Source organism: Corallococcus sp. AB018, assembly GCF_003986945.1.
GTDB lineage: Bacteria > Myxococcota > Myxococcia > Myxococcales > Myxococcaceae > Corallococcus > Corallococcus exiguus.
In genome coordinates this window covers 24,719-41,528 of the sequence record NZ_RAWR01000077.1, presented here as the reverse complement: position 1 = coordinate 41,528, position 16,810 = coordinate 24,719, and the positions used below count along the sequence as shown (strand labels likewise).

Below are 16,810 nucleotides of genomic sequence, written 5' to 3'. Positions count from 1 at the left end.
CCAAGCACAGCGCCCGGTCCTCGATGCGAGCCTTCACCGAGACCTCCCCTCCGCGGGGCGCAGGCGCGATGCCGTGCTTGATGGCGTTCTCCACCAGCGTCTGGACCAGCATCGCGGGCACGGAAACGCCCAGCGCGTCGGGCGCTACGTCCATGCGGACGCGCAGCCGCTCCTCCAGGCGGATGGCCTCCAGGCCCAGGTAGTCATCCACCACCTGGAGCTCACGCTGCAGAGTCACCGTCTCCGGCCCTGGCGCTCCCAGCGCGTAGCGCAGCAGCCCCGACAGGCGCGTCACCACCTCCTGGGCGCGGACGGGATCCTCCACGATGAGGCCCCGCAGCCCGTTGAGACAGTTGAAGAGGAAGTGCGGCTGGAGCTGCGCCTGGAGGAAGCGCAGCTCCGCGGACCGGGCCGCCGCCTCCAGCTTCCAGCGCTCCAACTCCACCCGCCGCGCATGCGTGACGGCCTGCACGGCGATGTAGAGGGTCAACCAGACACCCATCACCAGCGACCACATGGTGCCGCTGCTGAAGAAGCCCGCCCAGGAGGCCTGCTCCAGCGAGTACACGTGGAAGACGAACACGGCCTCCAGGAAGACGAGCGTGTTCTGGAGCAGGCCCAGGACGAGCCCCGCCGCCAGCACGCGCGCGACCAGCCGGGGCAATGGCAGACGGGCCCATGCGTGCAACCGCAGCGTCCGGCGCGCCACGTGCGTGAGCCCCAGCCCCGTCGCACCGGCGATGAGCCAGCCCATGGCCGGGGGGCCGTGAGCCCCCGACAGCGCGATGTTGAGGAGGGTGTGCAGTCCCCAGCCCCCCACCTGGCAGGCCGTGTAGCCCCGCGAGCGTGTCATCCGAATCGTGCCTCCGGCGAAGGACCGGGGAGTCGAACACAGTCAGTGGACCGGTTCCACCCGGGCCACCGGTGCGGGCAGGGCGCCGAGGAAGGCGTCGGTCTCCCGCAGGAAGCCCGCCGGGTCGTCCCACATGATGAAGTGCCGGGCCGTGTCGTTCAGCACCACGCGTGCACCGGAGAGGTTGCGGTACTGCTCGCGGTAGACGGCCTCCACCTGCTCCTTCGGCACCCGGCCCTTCAGCGCCACCCACGAGCCCAGCACGAGCGCGGGCACCTGGATGCGCGTCAGCTCGGGCCGCAGGTCCGTGGTGGACAGCTCGGAGAAGGCGTTGATGATGGTCTCCGGATCGCTGTCCACGCTCCAGCGCATCGCGGTCTGGACGTTGTCCTCGTCGGTGATGAAGCCGCGCAGCGTGCGCAGCGTCCGGGCATTGCGCTGATCCGGCGGCTGCATGCGCATCATCGCGCTCAGCTCCTCCACCTGGGGACGGACGCTCTCGGCCGTCGCGGAAGGGTCCATCGCGGCGGGAAGGAACGGCAGGCTGTCCACGAGCACGAGCCCTCCCACGAGCTCCGGTGCATCCTCCGCCACCGCGAGCGCCAGCACTCCGCCCAGGCTGTGGCCCACGAGGATGGGGCGCTCCAGGTGTTCGCCGCGGATGTAGTCCGCCAACGCGCGGCGCATCGTCGGCAGGAAGGGGCCGGGCACCGCGGGCTGCCCCGCGAAGCCCGCGAGCGTGAAGACGTGGCAGTCATACCGGGACTGGTAGTGCGCCACCGTCGCGTCCCAGACCTTGCCAGACGACGACAGCCCGGGGATGAGCAGCAGCGGTCGGCCCTGGCCCGAGCGCTGGACGCGGAACGGCGTGGGCGCCGACGCTTGAGCGGCCGTCGCGCCGCCGCCGGGGGACGCCGTCGCACAGCCAAGCAGCAGGGGAAGGGTACAGAGGGCAAGCAGGATGCGGCGCATCTACTGACTCCGCGAAGGACCGCCGGTCGGACGGTGCGTGACGCGAAGAAGACTAGGGGGCCGCCAGACCGGGTCCGCGCCTTTGTGATGAGCGGCGCCGCGGAAGGATGAGCGGTAACGACGTCATCGCCGTCCGGACAGTGTCCGCATCAGGGAATGGCGAGGAGCCAGGACCTGGGCTGGATTGAGGCCCATGTCCAAGTCCCCGCCGTCGCGCCGCTGGATGCTGACCGCCTTCCTCGTCTGGCTCCCCGGGCTCGTGCATGTCTTCCCGTTCCTGGGCGTCTACATGCTGATGTTCAACAAGGCCTACGCCCTGGCGATGTTCGTCGGCTTCGCCCTCACCGGGCTCGCCCTGGGCCTCATCCAGGCGCTCACGCGCGGCCTCAGGGCGCTGTGGGTCACCCCGGCGTCCTTCGTCGTGGGGTGGACGCCGTTGCCGCTGCTCATGTCCATGGACGCCCCCTTCGGCGTCGTGTGGGTGCTGACCCTGTTCACCTCCGCCGGGTGCGTGGGCCTGGGCCAGTGGATGCTCCGCTCCGACGCTCCGGCCTGAATCGCCCTGGAGGGCATGACGCGGCCGGACAGGAGCGGGGGCTCCTCGGGGAAATTACATAGCGTCCGCTATGCCTCCCTGCGTCATGTGGGGCCCGCGCGATCCATGTAACCCGCAGAGCGACACTGGCGTATCGCCTGCATCGCTCCGGGATTCACGCGATTGCGGAGAGTCAGGCAACATTCGCCGCGAAATGTAGAGAATCCCGGGGACTTTTCTCGATTCTCGAAAACGTAGGAGCTCCGCCCATGACCACCCCCATTGATGGTTCCGCCGCCGCCGCTGCCCGTGCCGCCGCCGAAGCCGCCGCGCGCGCCGCCGCCGAGGCCGCTGCCCGCGCCGCCGCCGCCGCGAAGGCCGCCGCTGACGCCGCCGCGAAGGCCGCCGCCGAGCAGGCCGCGAAGCAGCAGACGCAGCAGCAGATGCAGCCGCAGACGAAGCAGCCCACGGTGAAGCTCTTCAATGACGGGTTCTCCTCGGGCGGCGCGCAGAACAACCGCGGCGGGGTGAACCGGCTGACGGGCGAGACGACCAACCCGTTCGCCACGCCGCTGGGCACCAGTGGCGGCCATGCGCGTCCCCTCACCGGCCCGGTGCCGGGCAGTGCCAACGGCGCGGTCCCGGTGCGGGCCGACGTCAACGGCGCTGCTCCGGCGGGGGAGACGCAGCCGCCCCACGCGGAGGCGCTGCCGGACAAGCCGGAGGATTTGCCCAAGCTCTTCCCGGAGCTGAAGGACAAGAGCAAGGAGGACCTGAAGAAGGCCTACGACTCGCTCAACAAGCTGGGCACCGGCTCCTTCTCCGAGAAGGCCACCGCCCTGGGCGAGCTGGCCTCGCAGTTCCCGGAGACGGTCCCCAACGCCCTGGAGCGCATGGGCATCAAGGACGACAAGCTGGCGAAGCTGGCCACCAACTCGGACGCGCTCACCTCGCTGGGCAAGCTGATGGACCCCAAGGCGACCAAGACGGACAAGGCGCAGGCGGCCCTCACCCTGGCGAAGGCCACTGGCGACATCTTCGCGCCGGAGGACCTGAAGGGCGTGCTGGACACCGCGCTCAAGGGCCTGCCCGCGGCGGAGAAGCTGGTGGGCGCCATTGGCAAGTGGACGGACCCCAACGCCTCCGCCACCGACAAGGCCTCCGCCACGCTGGAGCTGGGCAAGGCGCTCAAGGACTTCGCCGGGGACAAGTTCCCCGCGCTCGCCAATGACCTGCGCAAGCTGGACGGGTCGCTGCGCGCCGCGGGCGCCGCCATCACCCTGGCGGACCCCAACGCGTCCACGCAGGACAAGGCGCTGGCCGCGGCTCAGCTGCTGGCGGAGGTGCCCGACCTCAAGAAGGACCTCAAGGCCTTCGCGGACGTCCTCAAGAACGCGGGCGTGAAGAACGCGACGGACGTGGCCCAGCAGGGCTCGCAGCTGGCCAACGTGAAGGTGAAGGGCCTGGATCCGCAGCTCGCGTCCAAGCTCACGCCGGATCAGCTGAAGAAGCTGGAGTCCGCCGCCACCAAGCTGGGCGGTCCGGAGTCGATGGAGGCCGCGCTCAAGGGCATCACCGACCCCAAGGCCCTGGACAACCTGGTGGGCCAGCTGGGCAAGGTGGACGCGGAGGCCGGCAAGAAGCTGGTGAGCGCCCTGGGCGGCATGGAGCACAAGGTCCTCAACGAGGTCCTGTCGGATCCGAAGACCACGGAGCAGTTCGCCAAGCTCGCGGGCAAGCTGGACGGCGACGCGGCGAAGATCGTGTCCAAGCTGGTGACGGACATGGACTCCGGCGCCGTGAAGGCGCTGCTCAAGCTCACGGACGGCCTGGGCGCGGACGCGCTCAACACCACCGTGAAGGGCCTGGGCCCGCTGCTGGACAAGGCGGGCAGCAAGCTCGTGGGCCAGGGCCTCAAGGTGATGGAGAAGGTGCTGGGCAAGATCGGCGTGGAGATCACCGCCGACGTGGCCGGCAAGGTCTTCAAGAACCTGGCGAAGGTCGTCCCGGTGGCGGGCGCGCTGCCCAACGCCATCGACGCGGTGAAGTACGAGAAGGAATCCCTGGAGCTGCACGGCAAGAACAACGACCTGGGCTACTTCGCGCACACCGCCGCGGCGCTGAACGTCGCGGACGGGGCCCTGGGCATCGCCCTGGATCTGACCGGCGTGGGCGTGGCCGTGGACGTGGGCGCCAGCGTGCTGCTGGGCGCCGCCGAGCTGGCGATGGACATCGGCTTCAGCCAGGAGAAGGCCAAGTACGAGGCCGACCCGGAGGGCTACAAGGCCCCGGACTGGATGAAGGCCGTGAACCTGGCGGGCGCCGCCGCGCAGGGCCCCGCGGGCCTGGCGCACATGGCCGCGTACTACGGGCCGGAAGGCACCGCGCAGCTGATCCAATGGGGCGTGGAGAAGGCCGCCAAGGGCGCAGTGAAGGCCGCCGAGTTCGTGGGCGTGTCCCAGGCGGAGCTGGCCGGCGACGGCCTCAAGGGCGCCGCGAAGGTCATCCACAAGCTGGCGGACGTGGTGCGCAACCCGTCCAAGTACGGCGAGGCCGCGGTGAAGGCGGCCACGGAGGCCTTCAACACCGCCATCGAGAAGGGCGGCGAGCTGGCGAAGGAGGCCAAGGAGGTCCTCGACGGCGTCATCGACGGCGCGAAGAAGCTGGGTGAGAAGGGCCTGGAGACGCTCAAGTACATCGCCCAGAACCCGGGCGAGGCCGCGAAGAAGGCGCTCGACGGCATCAAGAGCGTGGTGGACTCCGGCCTGGACCTGGCCACGGACGCCGGCAAGGCGCTCTACAAGCAGGCCGTCTCCACGCTGAATGACCTGAAGGCCGGCTACGACAAGCTCACTGGCGCCGCGAAGGAGAAGGCCAAGGAGCTCATCGACGGGGCGACGACGCTCGTCTCCAACACGGTGAACAAGGCCAAGGAGCTGGGCGAGAAGGGCCTGGAGCTGCTGGCCTGGACCGCGCAGAACCCGGGCGAGGCCGCGGCCAAGGCCAAGGAGGCCATTGGCGACGCCCTGGCCAAGGGCGGCGAGCTGGCCAAGAAGGCCTGGGAGTCCGTGAAGGACCTGGGCGCCGCGGGCGCCGAACTGGCGGAGGGCCTGGTGAAGGGCCTGGCCAACGCGGGCGAGAAGGCCGTGGAGACGCTCAAGTACATCGCGGAGAACCCCGGCGAGGCCCTCTCCAAGGCCGGCGAGTGGGTGGGCAGCACGCTGTCGAGCATGGCGCGCAAGGGCGGCGAGCTGGCCACCAAGGCTGCGGGGGCCATCAAGGACTTCGTCGACAACCGCGTGTCGTGGGCCAAGGACTTCGCCAAGGACCTGCTCAAGGACGGCGTGGAGTCCTTCAAGAACGTCGCCAAGGCCTGGAAGGACAACCTCACGGAGGGCGGCAAGGAGCTGCTCGTCGCCGTGGCGGACCTGGGCGACGCGGGCGTGGATGCGCTCAAGGACCTGGCTGGCGCGGGCGGTCAGCTGGCGGAGGCCGCCATCGGCCACCTGGGCAATCTGGCGAAGGACGGCGTCGAGGCCGCCAAGGACGCGCTCGGAGTGCTCGCGGACCTGGGTGGCGAGATCGGCGACCTCGCCGGGGACGTGGCCGGCAAGGTGAAGGACTTCTTCGACGACCTCATCCCGGACGACATCCCCGGCATCCCGGGCATCTAACCCACCGCGTCACAGGCCTGTAGCGCCGCACGGGGTCTGTTCCTTCAGGGGAACAGGCCCCGTTCGCGTTGATTGTGTGTGATTGAAAATTTCCACAAATCACCGTGGGTCAACGGCTGTGAAGCAAGGCGGACCCGGGGTGTCATCGTTGCCCGTTCGTGACAGGCCTCATAGTCCAGACAAGTTTGAGCGGAAAATTACTAACTGGTTAAACTGTGAGATCTTTATTTCCAGATCTCACGCAACTCACAGGGAGGGGTCTGGATAATCGGGGCAGGAATCACAGCCTCCACCGAGGAATCCCCGAATGAGCCTCTCCGCGACGACGTCCCAGCGCACGAACTCTGTCTTCTCGAATCGTTCCCAGGCTGTGACGACGAGCCCGGTTCGCAACAGCTCGAACCCCAACGCCATCCTGTCCCAGTACCAGCCGACGGGCGCCTCCGCGCGCACGGCGCGGCAGGACGGGCTGCAGCCGGGCGTGGCCGCGTCGACGAAGATGGCGCAGACGGACCTGGCGCGCCTGAAGCAGTACAAGGGCAACATCGAGGCGGCGGCGGCGAAGCACGGCCTGCCCCCCGCGCTGCTGGCGGCCATCGCCAGCCGTGAGTCGCGCGCGGGCGCGGCGCTGGACCGGACGGGCCACGGCGACGGCGGCAACGGCTTTGGTGTGATGCAGGTGGATCACCGCTACCACACGACCAAGGGTGGCCCCACCAGCGCGGAGCACATCGACCAGGCGGCGGGCATCCTCAAGGGCTACGTCAACGACATGAAGAAGGCGCACCCGGACTGGTCCGAGGCGCAGCAGCTTCGTGGCGCGGTGGCCGCGTACAACTCCGGCCCGGGCAACGTCCGCACCCTGGCGGGCATGGACGTGGGCACCACGGGCAATGACTACTCCAACGACGTGTGGGCGCGCGCGCAGGCGCTGGCGCCGCACTTCGGCGGTGCCGCGACGCCCGGCGCCACCAACACGAACGCCAACACCCCCACGCGTCCGTCGCAGACCGCCGACACCTTCGAGCCCGCGAACACCCCCCAGCGGCCGGGGGCGAAGACGTGGACCCCCGCGCCCTCGATGGACCAGGTGAAGGTGCGTGGCAACAACCTGCGCGAGGGCATGCAGGGCCCGGCGGTGAAGCAGCTCCAGGAGATGCTGGGTGTCCCGGCGGACGGCAAGTTTGGCCCCGTCACCAAGAAGGCCGTGGAGGACTTCCAGCGGGCGAACGGCGTGAAGGCGGGCAGCAACGCGGGCCAGGTCGGCCCCGACACGCTCAAGGCGCTGCAGGGCAACCGCCCCGGCACCACGAACAACACCCAGGGCACGAACAACACCCAGGGCACGAACAACACCCAGGGCACGAACAACACCCAGGGCACGAACAACAACGGCGCGGTGCTGGGCAACGGCGTCCGCATCGACACCAACAACGCCACGCTGAAGAAGCTGGCCACGTCCCGCCTGAACAACGGCCAGACGGGCTACTGCGTGCGCACCACGCTGGACAACATGACCCGGCTGGGCATCCCGAACACGCCGGCGGCGACGGGCAATGACCCGAACAACCCCCGCGGCGGCATGGCGCAGATGCTGCGCAACGGCTGGGAGTCCATCCCGTTCCCGGGCGCCCAGCAGAAGGCCATCAAGAGCCCGTACGGCAACGCGACCGCGAACGTCGTGTCCGCGGACCAGTACCGCAAGCTCGTCGCGGACGGGAAGGTGCCGGACGGCGCCATCATCTTCCAGTCGCGCCACGGCTGGGACTACAGCGGCGGCTCCAAGGGCAACGACATGGGCATCGTGCGCAACGGCGGCAAGACGACCCACAACTACCAGGACATGAACTCCATCATCTATTCGGACTGCAAGGAGGTCGTCATCCTGGTCCCGAAGGGCGCCATCCAGCGCGACTGATGTGAGTCGAGTCGGGTAGGTCGAGGAGGGGGCTGGAGCTGAAAAGCTTCAGGCCCCCTCTTTCGTCAGCAGCTCCGCGCCCAGCTTCCTGGCCGCGTCCAGGAACTCGTCCCCCAGCTTCGTGCCGCGCACGGCGCGCGCCAGTGACAGCGCGCCGTACATGAGCGCGATGGCGGTCAGCGCCTTCTCCCGGCGCCGCGCCCCAGCGGGCAGCAGCTCCGCGTACGACTGGACGAACTCCTGCAGCTCCGCCTCCAGCGCGCCCCGGTAGGGCTCCCCCGCGCGTGACACCTCCGAGGTGATGCTGGGCAGCGGGCAGGTGGGCGTGACGCCGTCGCGGTGCTTGCGCGACAGGTAGCGCACCAACACCTTGAGCGCGGGCGCTTCCGGCGCATCCTCCTTCGCCTTGCGCAGGAGCGCGTTCCACGTCGTGCGAGCGGTCGCCCGGAGGGTCTCCGTGAAGAGGTGCTCCTTCGAGTCGAAGTGACCGTAGAAGCCGCCCACGGTGAGCCCCGCCCCCTTCATCACGTCCATGATGGAGCTGGCCTGGATGCCTCGCTCCAGCAGCAGCGTGGCGGCGGACGCGAGGATGGCGTCATGCGACTTCTGCTTCTGCTCCGTCTTCTGCGTCATGATGGATGACGGCAGTAATCTTGCCGCCATCCACCGTCAAGATGGCGCTCCCTCGCGCGCCTGCTACTTCTTCTTGCGCGAGCCGTCCTCGTAGAAGGCCTCGTCCTCCACGAGCCCGCCGTCGGGGTTCCAGCGCTTGCGCTCGGTGACGCGGCCCTTCGTCCACTGCGAGTCCTCGATGAGGGTGCCGTTCTCCGCCCACACCTGGCGGCGGCCTTCCGCCTTGCCCTTCACGTAGTGCTCGCGGCGCTCCGTGCCGCCGTCCGGGAGGAAGCTCTCCGTCACGCCGTCGGGGTCGAAGCCGTTGTGCCATTCACCCTTGACCAGATTCCGCCGCTCGCGCAGCGCGCCGTCGTCCTCGAAGAAGGACTCCACCGCGCGGTCTCCGGTCACGACGAGCTCATGCTTGCGCTCGCCGTTCTGGAAGTACTCCACGCGCTTCACCTGCTGGCGGCTCTTCCAGGTGACGACCTGCTTCTTGCCGCCGTCCTTGAAGAACTCCGTCTCGTCGCCCTCCCGCTCGCCCTTGGCCCAGGTCGTGGAGGTGAGGGCCTTCCCGTCGGAGTACCGCGTGCTCACGCCGTCGAGCAGGCCCGAGGAGTACGCGTTGGTCGCGGTGCGCTGCCCGTCCTTGTCGAAGAGCTCCGTCACGCCTTCGCGCCGTCCATTCTTCATCTGGATGACGGAGCGCTTCTGTCCGTTCGGATGGAAGAACACGAGCGGCGAGGGCCCCTTCCAGACACAGTCCTTCAGGCCTGCCTCCCACGAGGACTGGAGGCCACAGCCCGCCTTGGTCAGCCGCCCGGTCTCGTCGTAGTCCTCGTAGGTGCTCTTCGAGTCCTCCGGCTGCCGGTCAATTCGCCGGGACACCTTGCCGTTGGGGTGGTAGCGCACCTCCTCGCCTCGCTGGTTGTCGTCCGCGTACTGCGCGGTCTCCACCAGCCGGCCGTCCTCGTAGCGCTTGAAGCCGCCCTGGCGCTTGTCGGCCTTGTACTCCTGCTCCACGGCGCGGCCGTCGGACCAGCGGCGGACCTCCCAGCCGTCCTTCTTGCCGTTCTTGAACGCGACGGTGTGCGTCTCCTTCTTCGTGTCCTCGTCCACGCAGCGCACGGTGCCGGTGAGGTTCTTGGTGGTGTTGCCGTTGTCCAGGTTGATGGGCTTGCCCTGGAACGAGCAGTGCTCGATGGCCCACGCGGGCGCGGAGAACAGGGGCACGGACAGCACGAGAAGACGCATCACGGACGGCGCGCGCATGGGTGACTCACGAAAGAGGAAGGTGGATGCACCGTAGCCGCGAAGCGCCGGGTCCTGGAACGGCTTCCGGGCCCACACCCGCCATGGACATGGCGAGGGGGCCCGGAGGGAGACCGCGAAGTTGCGAAGGGGCTCTTCAGCGCGAGGCGACGGCCTGCGTCTCCGGCTTCGGCTCCAGGGTGGCCTTGGCGGCGTCGATGGCGGCCTGGATGTCCAGCTTGCCGCCGGTGATGACCTTGCCCTTGAGGTCCGGGTCCTGCTCCACCGTCTTGAGGATGAGGTCGCGCACCTGCACGGCCGTCAGGTCCGGGTTCTCCGCGAACATGCGCGCGGCGGTGGCGGCCACGGTGGGGGTGGCCATGGAGGTGCCGCTCATCTCCTCCCAGTCGTTGCCGGGCACGGTGCTGAGCACGTCCTCGCCCACTGCGGCCAGGTCCACCACCTTGTCGCCGTGCGACGAGAAGCGGGCCAGCTTGTCGTTGTTGCGGTCCATGGACGCCACGGTGAGGACGTTGGGCAGGTCCACGTTGGCCGGCATGTCCGGCACGTTGTTCATGTTGCTGCCGTTGCCGTTGGCCGTGGCCGCGAGCAGCAGGATGTCCGCGTCCGCCAGCTTCTGGATGGCGGCCTCCCAGCGCTTCTGGGACGCGGCGTCGCGGTAGGAGTCACCGAAGCTCGCGTTGGCGGCGCGGATGTTCACGCCGTGCTCGGTCTTCATCTTCACCAGGTAGTCCACCGAGCGCTCGAAGTTGGTGAGCAGGTCCGCGCCGTCGTACAGGCCGCCCACGCTGAGAATCTTCGCCTTGCCCGCGGCGATGCCGGTGTTGCCCTCGCCGTTGTCCTCGGCGGCGATGATGCCCGCCACGTGCGTGCCGTGGTCCGTGCCCTCGCCCTTGAACGGGTCGCCCTTGCCGGTGCCCACGTTGAAGCCGTGGATGTCGTCCGCGATGCCGTTGCCGTCGTTGTCGATGCCGTCCCCGTCGATTTCACCGGGGTTCGTCCACATCGCGTCGTCCAGGTCGGTGTGCTTGTAGTCCACGCCACCGTCGATGACCGCGATGACCGGCTCGCCCGTGAGCTTGGGCTTGGGCTGAGACGGATCCACCGGCTTCGTGTCGGCGATCTTGTTCGCGCCCGGCTTCACCGCGACGTTGCCGCCACCGAAGGCGAAGGCCGACGCCGGCACGCTGGCGCCCGGGGTCGAGGGACGGCCCGTCGGGCGGTCCACGAAGTTGGAGGGACGCGCACCCTGGGAGTCGAAGCCGTCACGCACCGTCAGGGGCTTCGCCTTGGGCGCCTGGGCGCGCGAGGTGGCCGTGTTGGTGGTGGGGGCGATGGAGGCGGGCGACTTGCGGTTGATTTCCATGGTGTTCCTCCGAGGGGGGATGAGGAGCGGCCTACTGACTCCTACATTGTCGCATGGCGCCATTTTAAGTTTCGTCCCCAATGGTTTTTCGGCGGGGCGAGGGCGTTAGGACAGGTCCACTTCCAAGGAGGACGCATGAGCCAGGAGCAGTGGACCGAGGTCGACCGCTACATCACCGACCACATGGTGGCGCCGGACGCCGAGCTGGACGCGGCGCTGGAGGCGAGCGCGAAGGCGGGGCTGCCCGCCATCAACGTGGCGCCGAACCAGGGCAAGCTGCTGATGCTCCTGGCGCGGATGCACGGGGCGAAGCGCATCCTGGAGGTGGGCACGCTGGGCGGCTACAGCACCCTGTGGCTGGCGCGGGCGCTGCCTCCAGAAGGCCGCATCATCACGCTGGAGGCGGTGGCCAAGCACGCGGAGGTGGCCCGGGAGAACATCGCCCGCGCGGGTCTGTCCGGCGTGGTGGAGGTGCGGCTGGGCAACGCGGTGGACACGCTCGCCCAGCTGGAGAAGGAGGGCCAGGCGCCGTTCGACCTGACCTTCATCGACGCGGACAAGGTGCGCACGGCGGAGTACTTCGCGTGGGCGCTCAAGCTGTCGCGCAAGGGCAGCGTCATCCTCACGGACAACGTCGTGCGCAAGGGCGGCATCGTGGACGCGGACAGCACGGACGCGAACATCCAGGGCATGCGCCGCTTCTACGAGGCCGTGGCCGCGGAAGCCCGGGTGAGCGCCACCGCCGTGCAGACGGTGGGCAGCAAGGGCTACGACGGCTTCTCGCTCGCGCTCGTCACGGGCGACCCGAAGTAGCGCTTGCGTCGCGGCCCCGTGCACCGGACGCACGGCCTTCGTGCGCCCGGTGCAGGTGGGAAGCGGACTACCAGACCTTCACGCGCTGCTCCGGCGTCAGGTAGAGGCCCTGGCCCGGCTTCACGTCGAACGCGGGGTACCACGCGTCCAGGTTGCGCACGGTGGCCGCGCGGAACATGCCGGGCGAGTGGCCATCCGTCACGAGCAGCCGGCGCAGCAGCGGTTCGCGGAACTTGTTGCGCCACACCTGCGCGAAGCCCAGGAAGAAGCGCTGCTCGCCCGTGAAGCCGTCCAGCGTGGGCGCGGGCTTGCCCTCCAGGGACATCACGTAGGCGTCATGGGCGATGGAGACGCCCGCCACGTCGGCGATGTTCTCGCCCAGCGTCAGCTCGCCGTTCACGTTCATGTCCGGCAGGGGCTTGTACGCGTTGTACTGCGCGGCCAGCGCCTTGCCCGCGGCCTTGAACTGCTCCAGGTCCTTGGGCGTCCACCAGTTGGCCAGCTTGCCCTTCGCGTCGAACTGCGCGCCCACGTCGTCGAAGCTGTGGACGATTTCGTGGCCGATGACGGAGCCGATGCCGCCGTAGTTCACGGCCGGGTCCGCGTTCGGGTCGAAGAACGGAGGCTGGAGGATGGCGGCCGGGAAGATGATGGAGTTCTGCTGCGGCGAGTTGAGCGCGTTGACCTCCTGGGGCGTCATGAACCACTCCATGCGGTTCACGGGCTTGCCCAGCTTGGCCAGGTTGCGCTGGTGCTCGAAGAGCTCCGCGCGCTCCGCGTTGCCGAAGGCGTCTCCCTTCACGATCTCCAGGCCGGAGTAGTCACGCCAGGTGTCCGGGTGGCCAATGCCCACCTGCACCGTGCCCAGCTTCTCCTTGGCGCGGGCCTTGGTCTCCGGCGACATCCACTCGAGCGCGTCGATGTGACGGCCGAGCGCGGCCAGGATGTTGCGCACCATCAGGTCCGCCTCGGCCTTGGCGGCGGGCGGGAAGTGCTTCTCCACGTAGCGCTTGCCCACCGCTTCACCCATGGCGAAGTTGGAGAAGTTCACGCCGCGCTTCCAGCGGTCGCTCAGCTGCTGCGCGCCGGAGAGCGTCTTCCCGCTGAAGTCGAAGCCCGCGTCCACGAAGGCCTTCGACAGGTACGGGGTTCCCTGCTGGATGGCGTGGAAGGCCAGGTAGTCCTTCCACGTCTGCAGGGGCTCGCTGCCCACCAGCTTCGCGATGCCGGTGATGGCGGACGGCTGCCAGACGATGAAGTCCTTCTGGGCCGCGAGGCCGGCGCTCGCGAAGTACGCGGCCCAGTCCATGCCGGGCGCCTTCTTCGCGAAGTCCGTCTGCTTCCAGGGGTTGTTCACCTTCTCCACGTCCTGCGTGTCCTGCGCGGACCAGTGGATCTTCGCGATCTTCATCTCCAGGCCGAAGATGGCGCGGGCCTTCGCTTCCGCGTCGGGGATGCCGGCGTTCTTCAGCTGGGTCGCGATGTGCTGCTGATACTTCTCCCGCACCTCTTTGAATCGCGGCGTGTCCTTCAGATAGAAGTCGCGGTCCGGCAGGCCCAGGCCGCCCTGGAGGATATAGGCGGCGTAGCGGCTGGGGTCGTTCAGGTCCTCCGCCACCCAGAGGCCCAGGAGCCGGTCCGTGGTGGAGTGCCCGGTGTTGAGCGGATCCACGTCGCTGCGCATCGTGGTGCCCAGCAGCGAGGCCAGGCCCTTGCGGTTGGCCACGGCGGCGATGCGATCCATCTCCGGCTTGAGCGGCGTGGCGCCCTTGGCCTCGATGGCGGCCTCGTCCATGAAGCTGGCGTAGAAGTCACCCAGCTTGCGCTCCTCGCTGCCGGCGGGGGCGTCCGACTTCCCGGCGGCCTCCAGCAGGTCGCGCGTCTGCTTCGTGGCGTCCTCGGCCAGGCGCGTGAACATGCCGAAGGAGGAGCGGTCCGGGGGAATCTCCGAGGTGTCCGCCCACTTGCCGTTGACGTAGCGGTAGAAGTCGTCGCCCGGAGCGACGGACGTGTCCATGCCCGGAGTGTCGATACCGAAGCTCCCGAAGTGCGGCTTGGGAGCGGCGGGGGCGGCCGGAGCCGGAGCCGGGGTGGCGGCGGCCTGGGCCGGCGGGGACTTCTCCGCGGGCGAGGTGGAGGCGCACGCGGTGATGAGCGCGGAAGCGCAGACGCCGAGCGTCATGCGCGCGGCGCCAAACGGCGGTCTGGAACGGAACGACATGGAGGCTCCTGGATGTTGCCCGTACGGGGTGGCGCACTCTGGCGCACGCGGGCGCGCCCCCAACAGCGCAAATGGCGGTTTCATCCCAGCCATTGCGTTCTGGACGTCCGGGGACGATGGCGCGGTGCGGTGTCCCACGGGCATCGAGTTCTGACTACGGTCAGGGGTTGAGCCATCCGGAGGGCCCATGACTCCCACCGCGTTTCGTCCCGCATACACGGTCCAGACCGCGCGCACCGTGCTCCGTTGCTGGTCACCGGCGGATGCGCCGCTGGCACTGCGAGCCATCGAAGCCAGCCTGGAACACCTGCGTCCCTGGATGGAGTGGGCGAAGCGCTATCCCATGAGCGTCGAGCAGCAGGCCGGGCAGCTGCGCCGGATGCGCGGTGTCTTCGACCTGGGACAGGACTTCGCCTACGGCGTGTTCAGTCGCGACGGCTCCGAGGTTCTTGGCGGCACGGGCCTGCATCCCCGGGTGGGCGAGGGGGCCCTGGAGATTGGCTACTGGATTTCTGCCAGTCACACGGGCCGGGGGCTCGCCACGGAAATGGCAGGGGCGCTCACCCGCGTCGCCTTCGAAGTGGAGGGCGTGCGCCGGGTGGAGATCCATTGCGACCCCCGCAACGTCCGCAGCTCGGCGGTCGCCCGGAGGCTGGGTTTCGTTCACGAAGGCACGTTGAGACAGCGGCTCGTCGCACCCGACGGCGCGCTCCGGGACACGATGATCTGGACCCTGCTCGTCGAGGAGTACGCCGCCAGCCCCGCCGCCGCGACCGTCGTCGAGGCCTTCGACGTGCTGGGGCAGAAGCTGCTCTGAGATAACAAACAACGCGCTTGGTTTGGAATTCTGCTTATTCTCGTCTGCGTATTGACTCGGGAATCAACGGGTCTCAATATGGCCGCGCTTCACTCCCCAGCCGCCCCCTGAGGTGTCTCAATGACTTTGAAACTCCCTGCGTGGTGCAAGCATTTGCCAGTGGTCATGTTGTTCCTGTTGCTGCCGCTCACGGGCCTGGCCCTGCCGACCACCGGCTTCCGGTTCGTCGACATCCCCGGCAGCGACGGCACCATTCTCAAGGCGAACTACATCGCGCCCACGACGCCGGGTCCGCATCCGGCCGTGGTCTTCATCTCGAGCTGGGGACTCAACGACCTGGAGTACCTGGCCCAGGCCAACGCGATGGCGCAGAAGGGCTACGTGGCGCTGTCCTATACGCCGCGCGGCTTCTGGGCCTCCGGCGGTGGCATTGATACGGCCGGACCGGCGGACATCGCGGACACGTCGCGCGTCATTGATTGGATGCTCGCCAACACGACCGCGAATCCCTCTCGCATCGGGCTCGCGGGTGTTTCTTATGGCGCGGGCATCTCGCTCATCGCCTCCGGCTTCGACTCGCGCGTGAAGGCGGTGGCGGCGCTCTCCGGCTGGTCGGACCTGGTGGCGTCGCTGTTCGGCGGAGAGACGCGGCGTCCGCAGGCGGTGGCGCTGCTGAACCTCGCCGCGACCCTGCTGGGCCGGCCTGGCCCCGAGCTGAGCACCACCATCAACGACTACTTCGCCAACCGGAACATCGAGTCCATCAAGGCCTGGGGGCGCGTGCGCTCGGCGGCCACGTACATCAGCCAGATCAACGCCAACAAGCCCGCCATCCTGATGGCCAATGCGTATGGCGACAGCCTCTTCCCGCCCAACCAGCTCGTGTCGTTCTACGGCCAGCTCGCGGGTCCCAAGCGGCTGGAGTTCGCGCCGGGCGACCACGCCGTCGTGGAGGCCACGGGCCTGCTGGGCCTGCCCAACGGCGTCTGGACCAGCGTGACGCGCTGGATGGACCAGTACGTCGCGGGCGTGGACACCGGCATCTCCCGTGAGGCGCCCGTCGTGCTGCGCACCTACGACGGCGACACGGAGGGCTATGCGTCCTGGGCCCAGGTCTCCAAGGGCACGCAGCGCTTCGGCCTGGGCGCCATCCGCGTCCTGGATGGCACCGGCACGCTGGGCGGCACGCCGTCGTCGAGCGGCTCGCGGACCGTCTGGTCCGGCTTCGACACGAACGCCGACGCGGGCGTGGCGCTGCTGACCAACGGGCTCCAGGCGCTGACCGGCATTCCGCCCGTGGTCTGGCTGCCGGGCGTCAACCGCCTCAACGCCGGCGTCTGGACGTCGTCCCTCACCACGAGCGGCGTCGCCATCCGGGGCTCGGCCACGCTGCGCCTGCGCGTCACGCCCTCCACCGCGTCGGGCACGGTCGTCGCCTACCTGTACGACCTCCTGGGCGACTTCGGCGGGCTCATCACCCATGTGCCCCTCTCGTGGAAGAACGCGACGCCGGGCGTGCCGCTCGACCTGGACCTGACGTTCCCCGCCACCGCGTACGACGTCCCCGTGCTGCACCGGCTGGCGCTCGTCGTGGACACGGAGGATCCGCTCTACCTGGACGCCAACACCACCGGCGCGACGCTGTCGCTCGGCGGGCCGTCCTGGTTGGACCTGCCGACGCGCTGACCACCGCGTGACGGGGATGGAGGGCGCGCTTGCTGGACGCCCTCCGTCATTCCAGCGGGCGTGTCCGG

The 16,810-nt window shown here is 68.9% G+C and carries 12 protein-coding genes; 6 read left to right on the top strand and 6 right to left on the bottom strand.

From position 1 onward, the window contains the following. Both D7Y11_RS17905 and D7Y11_RS17900 read right to left on the bottom strand, forming a co-directional pair. Positions 1-853: sensor histidine kinase (locus D7Y11_RS17905; protein WP_126934278.1), on the bottom strand; the 853-nt coding region annotated here is incomplete at its 3' end. A 42-nt stretch (positions 854-895) separates the two neighbouring features. Beyond that, positions 896-1,825, bottom strand: coding sequence for an alpha/beta fold hydrolase (locus tag D7Y11_RS17900; protein WP_121753783.1), 930 nt, complete (start codon positions 1,823-1,825; stop codon positions 896-898). Positions 1,826-2,018: 193 nt separating this feature from the next. Here D7Y11_RS17900 and D7Y11_RS17895 point away from each other — a divergent pair, with 193 nt between their 5' ends. The 3 genes from D7Y11_RS17895 to D7Y11_RS17880 all read left to right on the top strand — a co-directional run bounded on the left by D7Y11_RS17895 (position 2,019) and on the right by D7Y11_RS17880 (position 7,952). Next, positions 2,019-2,381: a hypothetical protein gene (locus tag D7Y11_RS17895; RefSeq protein ID WP_120575963.1), complete on the top strand. Its 363-nt coding sequence runs from the start codon at positions 2,019-2,021 to the stop codon at positions 2,379-2,381. Positions 2,382-2,629: 248 nt separating this feature from the next. Next, on the top strand, positions 2,630-6,034 hold the full coding sequence (locus D7Y11_RS17885; RefSeq protein ID WP_199753746.1) for a Dauer Up-regulated: 3,405 nt from the start codon (positions 2,630-2,632) through the stop codon (positions 6,032-6,034). A 307-nt stretch (positions 6,035-6,341) separates the two neighbouring features. Next, positions 6,342-7,952, top strand: a complete 1,611-nt coding sequence (locus D7Y11_RS17880) for a peptidoglycan-binding protein (RefSeq protein WP_126934276.1) — start codon at positions 6,342-6,344, stop codon at positions 7,950-7,952. Between the two features lie 48 nt (positions 7,953-8,000). On the opposite strand, the gene D7Y11_RS17875 is transcribed toward D7Y11_RS17880, so the two are convergent. The 3 genes from D7Y11_RS17875 to D7Y11_RS17865 form a co-directional block, all read right to left on the bottom strand. Further along, positions 8,001-8,585: a TetR/AcrR family transcriptional regulator gene (locus D7Y11_RS17875; RefSeq protein WP_120575960.1), complete on the bottom strand. Its 585-nt coding sequence runs from the start codon at positions 8,583-8,585 to the stop codon at positions 8,001-8,003. Between the two features lie 63 nt (positions 8,586-8,648). Beyond that, positions 8,649-9,839 carry a toxin-antitoxin system YwqK family antitoxin gene (locus D7Y11_RS17870; protein WP_126934275.1) on the bottom strand — a complete coding sequence of 397 codons (1,191 nt, stop codon included), beginning with the start codon at positions 9,837-9,839 and terminating at the stop codon, positions 8,649-8,651. A gap of 136 nt (positions 9,840-9,975) precedes the next feature. Next, positions 9,976-11,205, bottom strand: a complete 1,230-nt coding sequence (locus tag D7Y11_RS17865) for a S8 family serine peptidase (RefSeq protein ID WP_120575958.1) — start codon at positions 11,203-11,205, stop codon at positions 9,976-9,978. Between the two features lie 135 nt (positions 11,206-11,340). Here D7Y11_RS17865 and D7Y11_RS17860 point away from each other — a divergent pair, with 135 nt between their 5' ends. Continuing rightward, positions 11,341-12,018: an O-methyltransferase gene (locus D7Y11_RS17860; RefSeq protein WP_126934274.1), complete on the top strand. Its 678-nt coding sequence runs from the start codon at positions 11,341-11,343 to the stop codon at positions 12,016-12,018. Between the two features lie 67 nt (positions 12,019-12,085). Here the strand turns inward: D7Y11_RS17860 and D7Y11_RS17855 are convergent, their stop codons facing one another. Then, complete coding sequence (locus tag D7Y11_RS17855; RefSeq protein ID WP_172808381.1) at positions 12,086-14,239, bottom strand: M13 family metallopeptidase; 2,154 nt, start codon at positions 14,237-14,239, stop codon at positions 12,086-12,088. Between the two features lie 187 nt (positions 14,240-14,426). Between D7Y11_RS17855 and D7Y11_RS17850 the strand changes: the two genes are divergently transcribed. Both D7Y11_RS17850 and D7Y11_RS17845 read left to right on the top strand, forming a co-directional pair. Next, positions 14,427-15,056: a GNAT family N-acetyltransferase gene (locus tag D7Y11_RS17850; RefSeq protein WP_120575956.1), complete on the top strand. Its 630-nt coding sequence runs from the start codon at positions 14,427-14,429 to the stop codon at positions 15,054-15,056. 165 nt (positions 15,057-15,221) lie between these two features. After that, a complete protein-coding gene (locus D7Y11_RS17845) occupies positions 15,222-16,742 on the top strand; it encodes a CocE/NonD family hydrolase (protein WP_233596776.1) in 1,521 nt (506 codons plus the stop codon). Positions 16,743-16,810 lie beyond the last annotated feature (68 nt).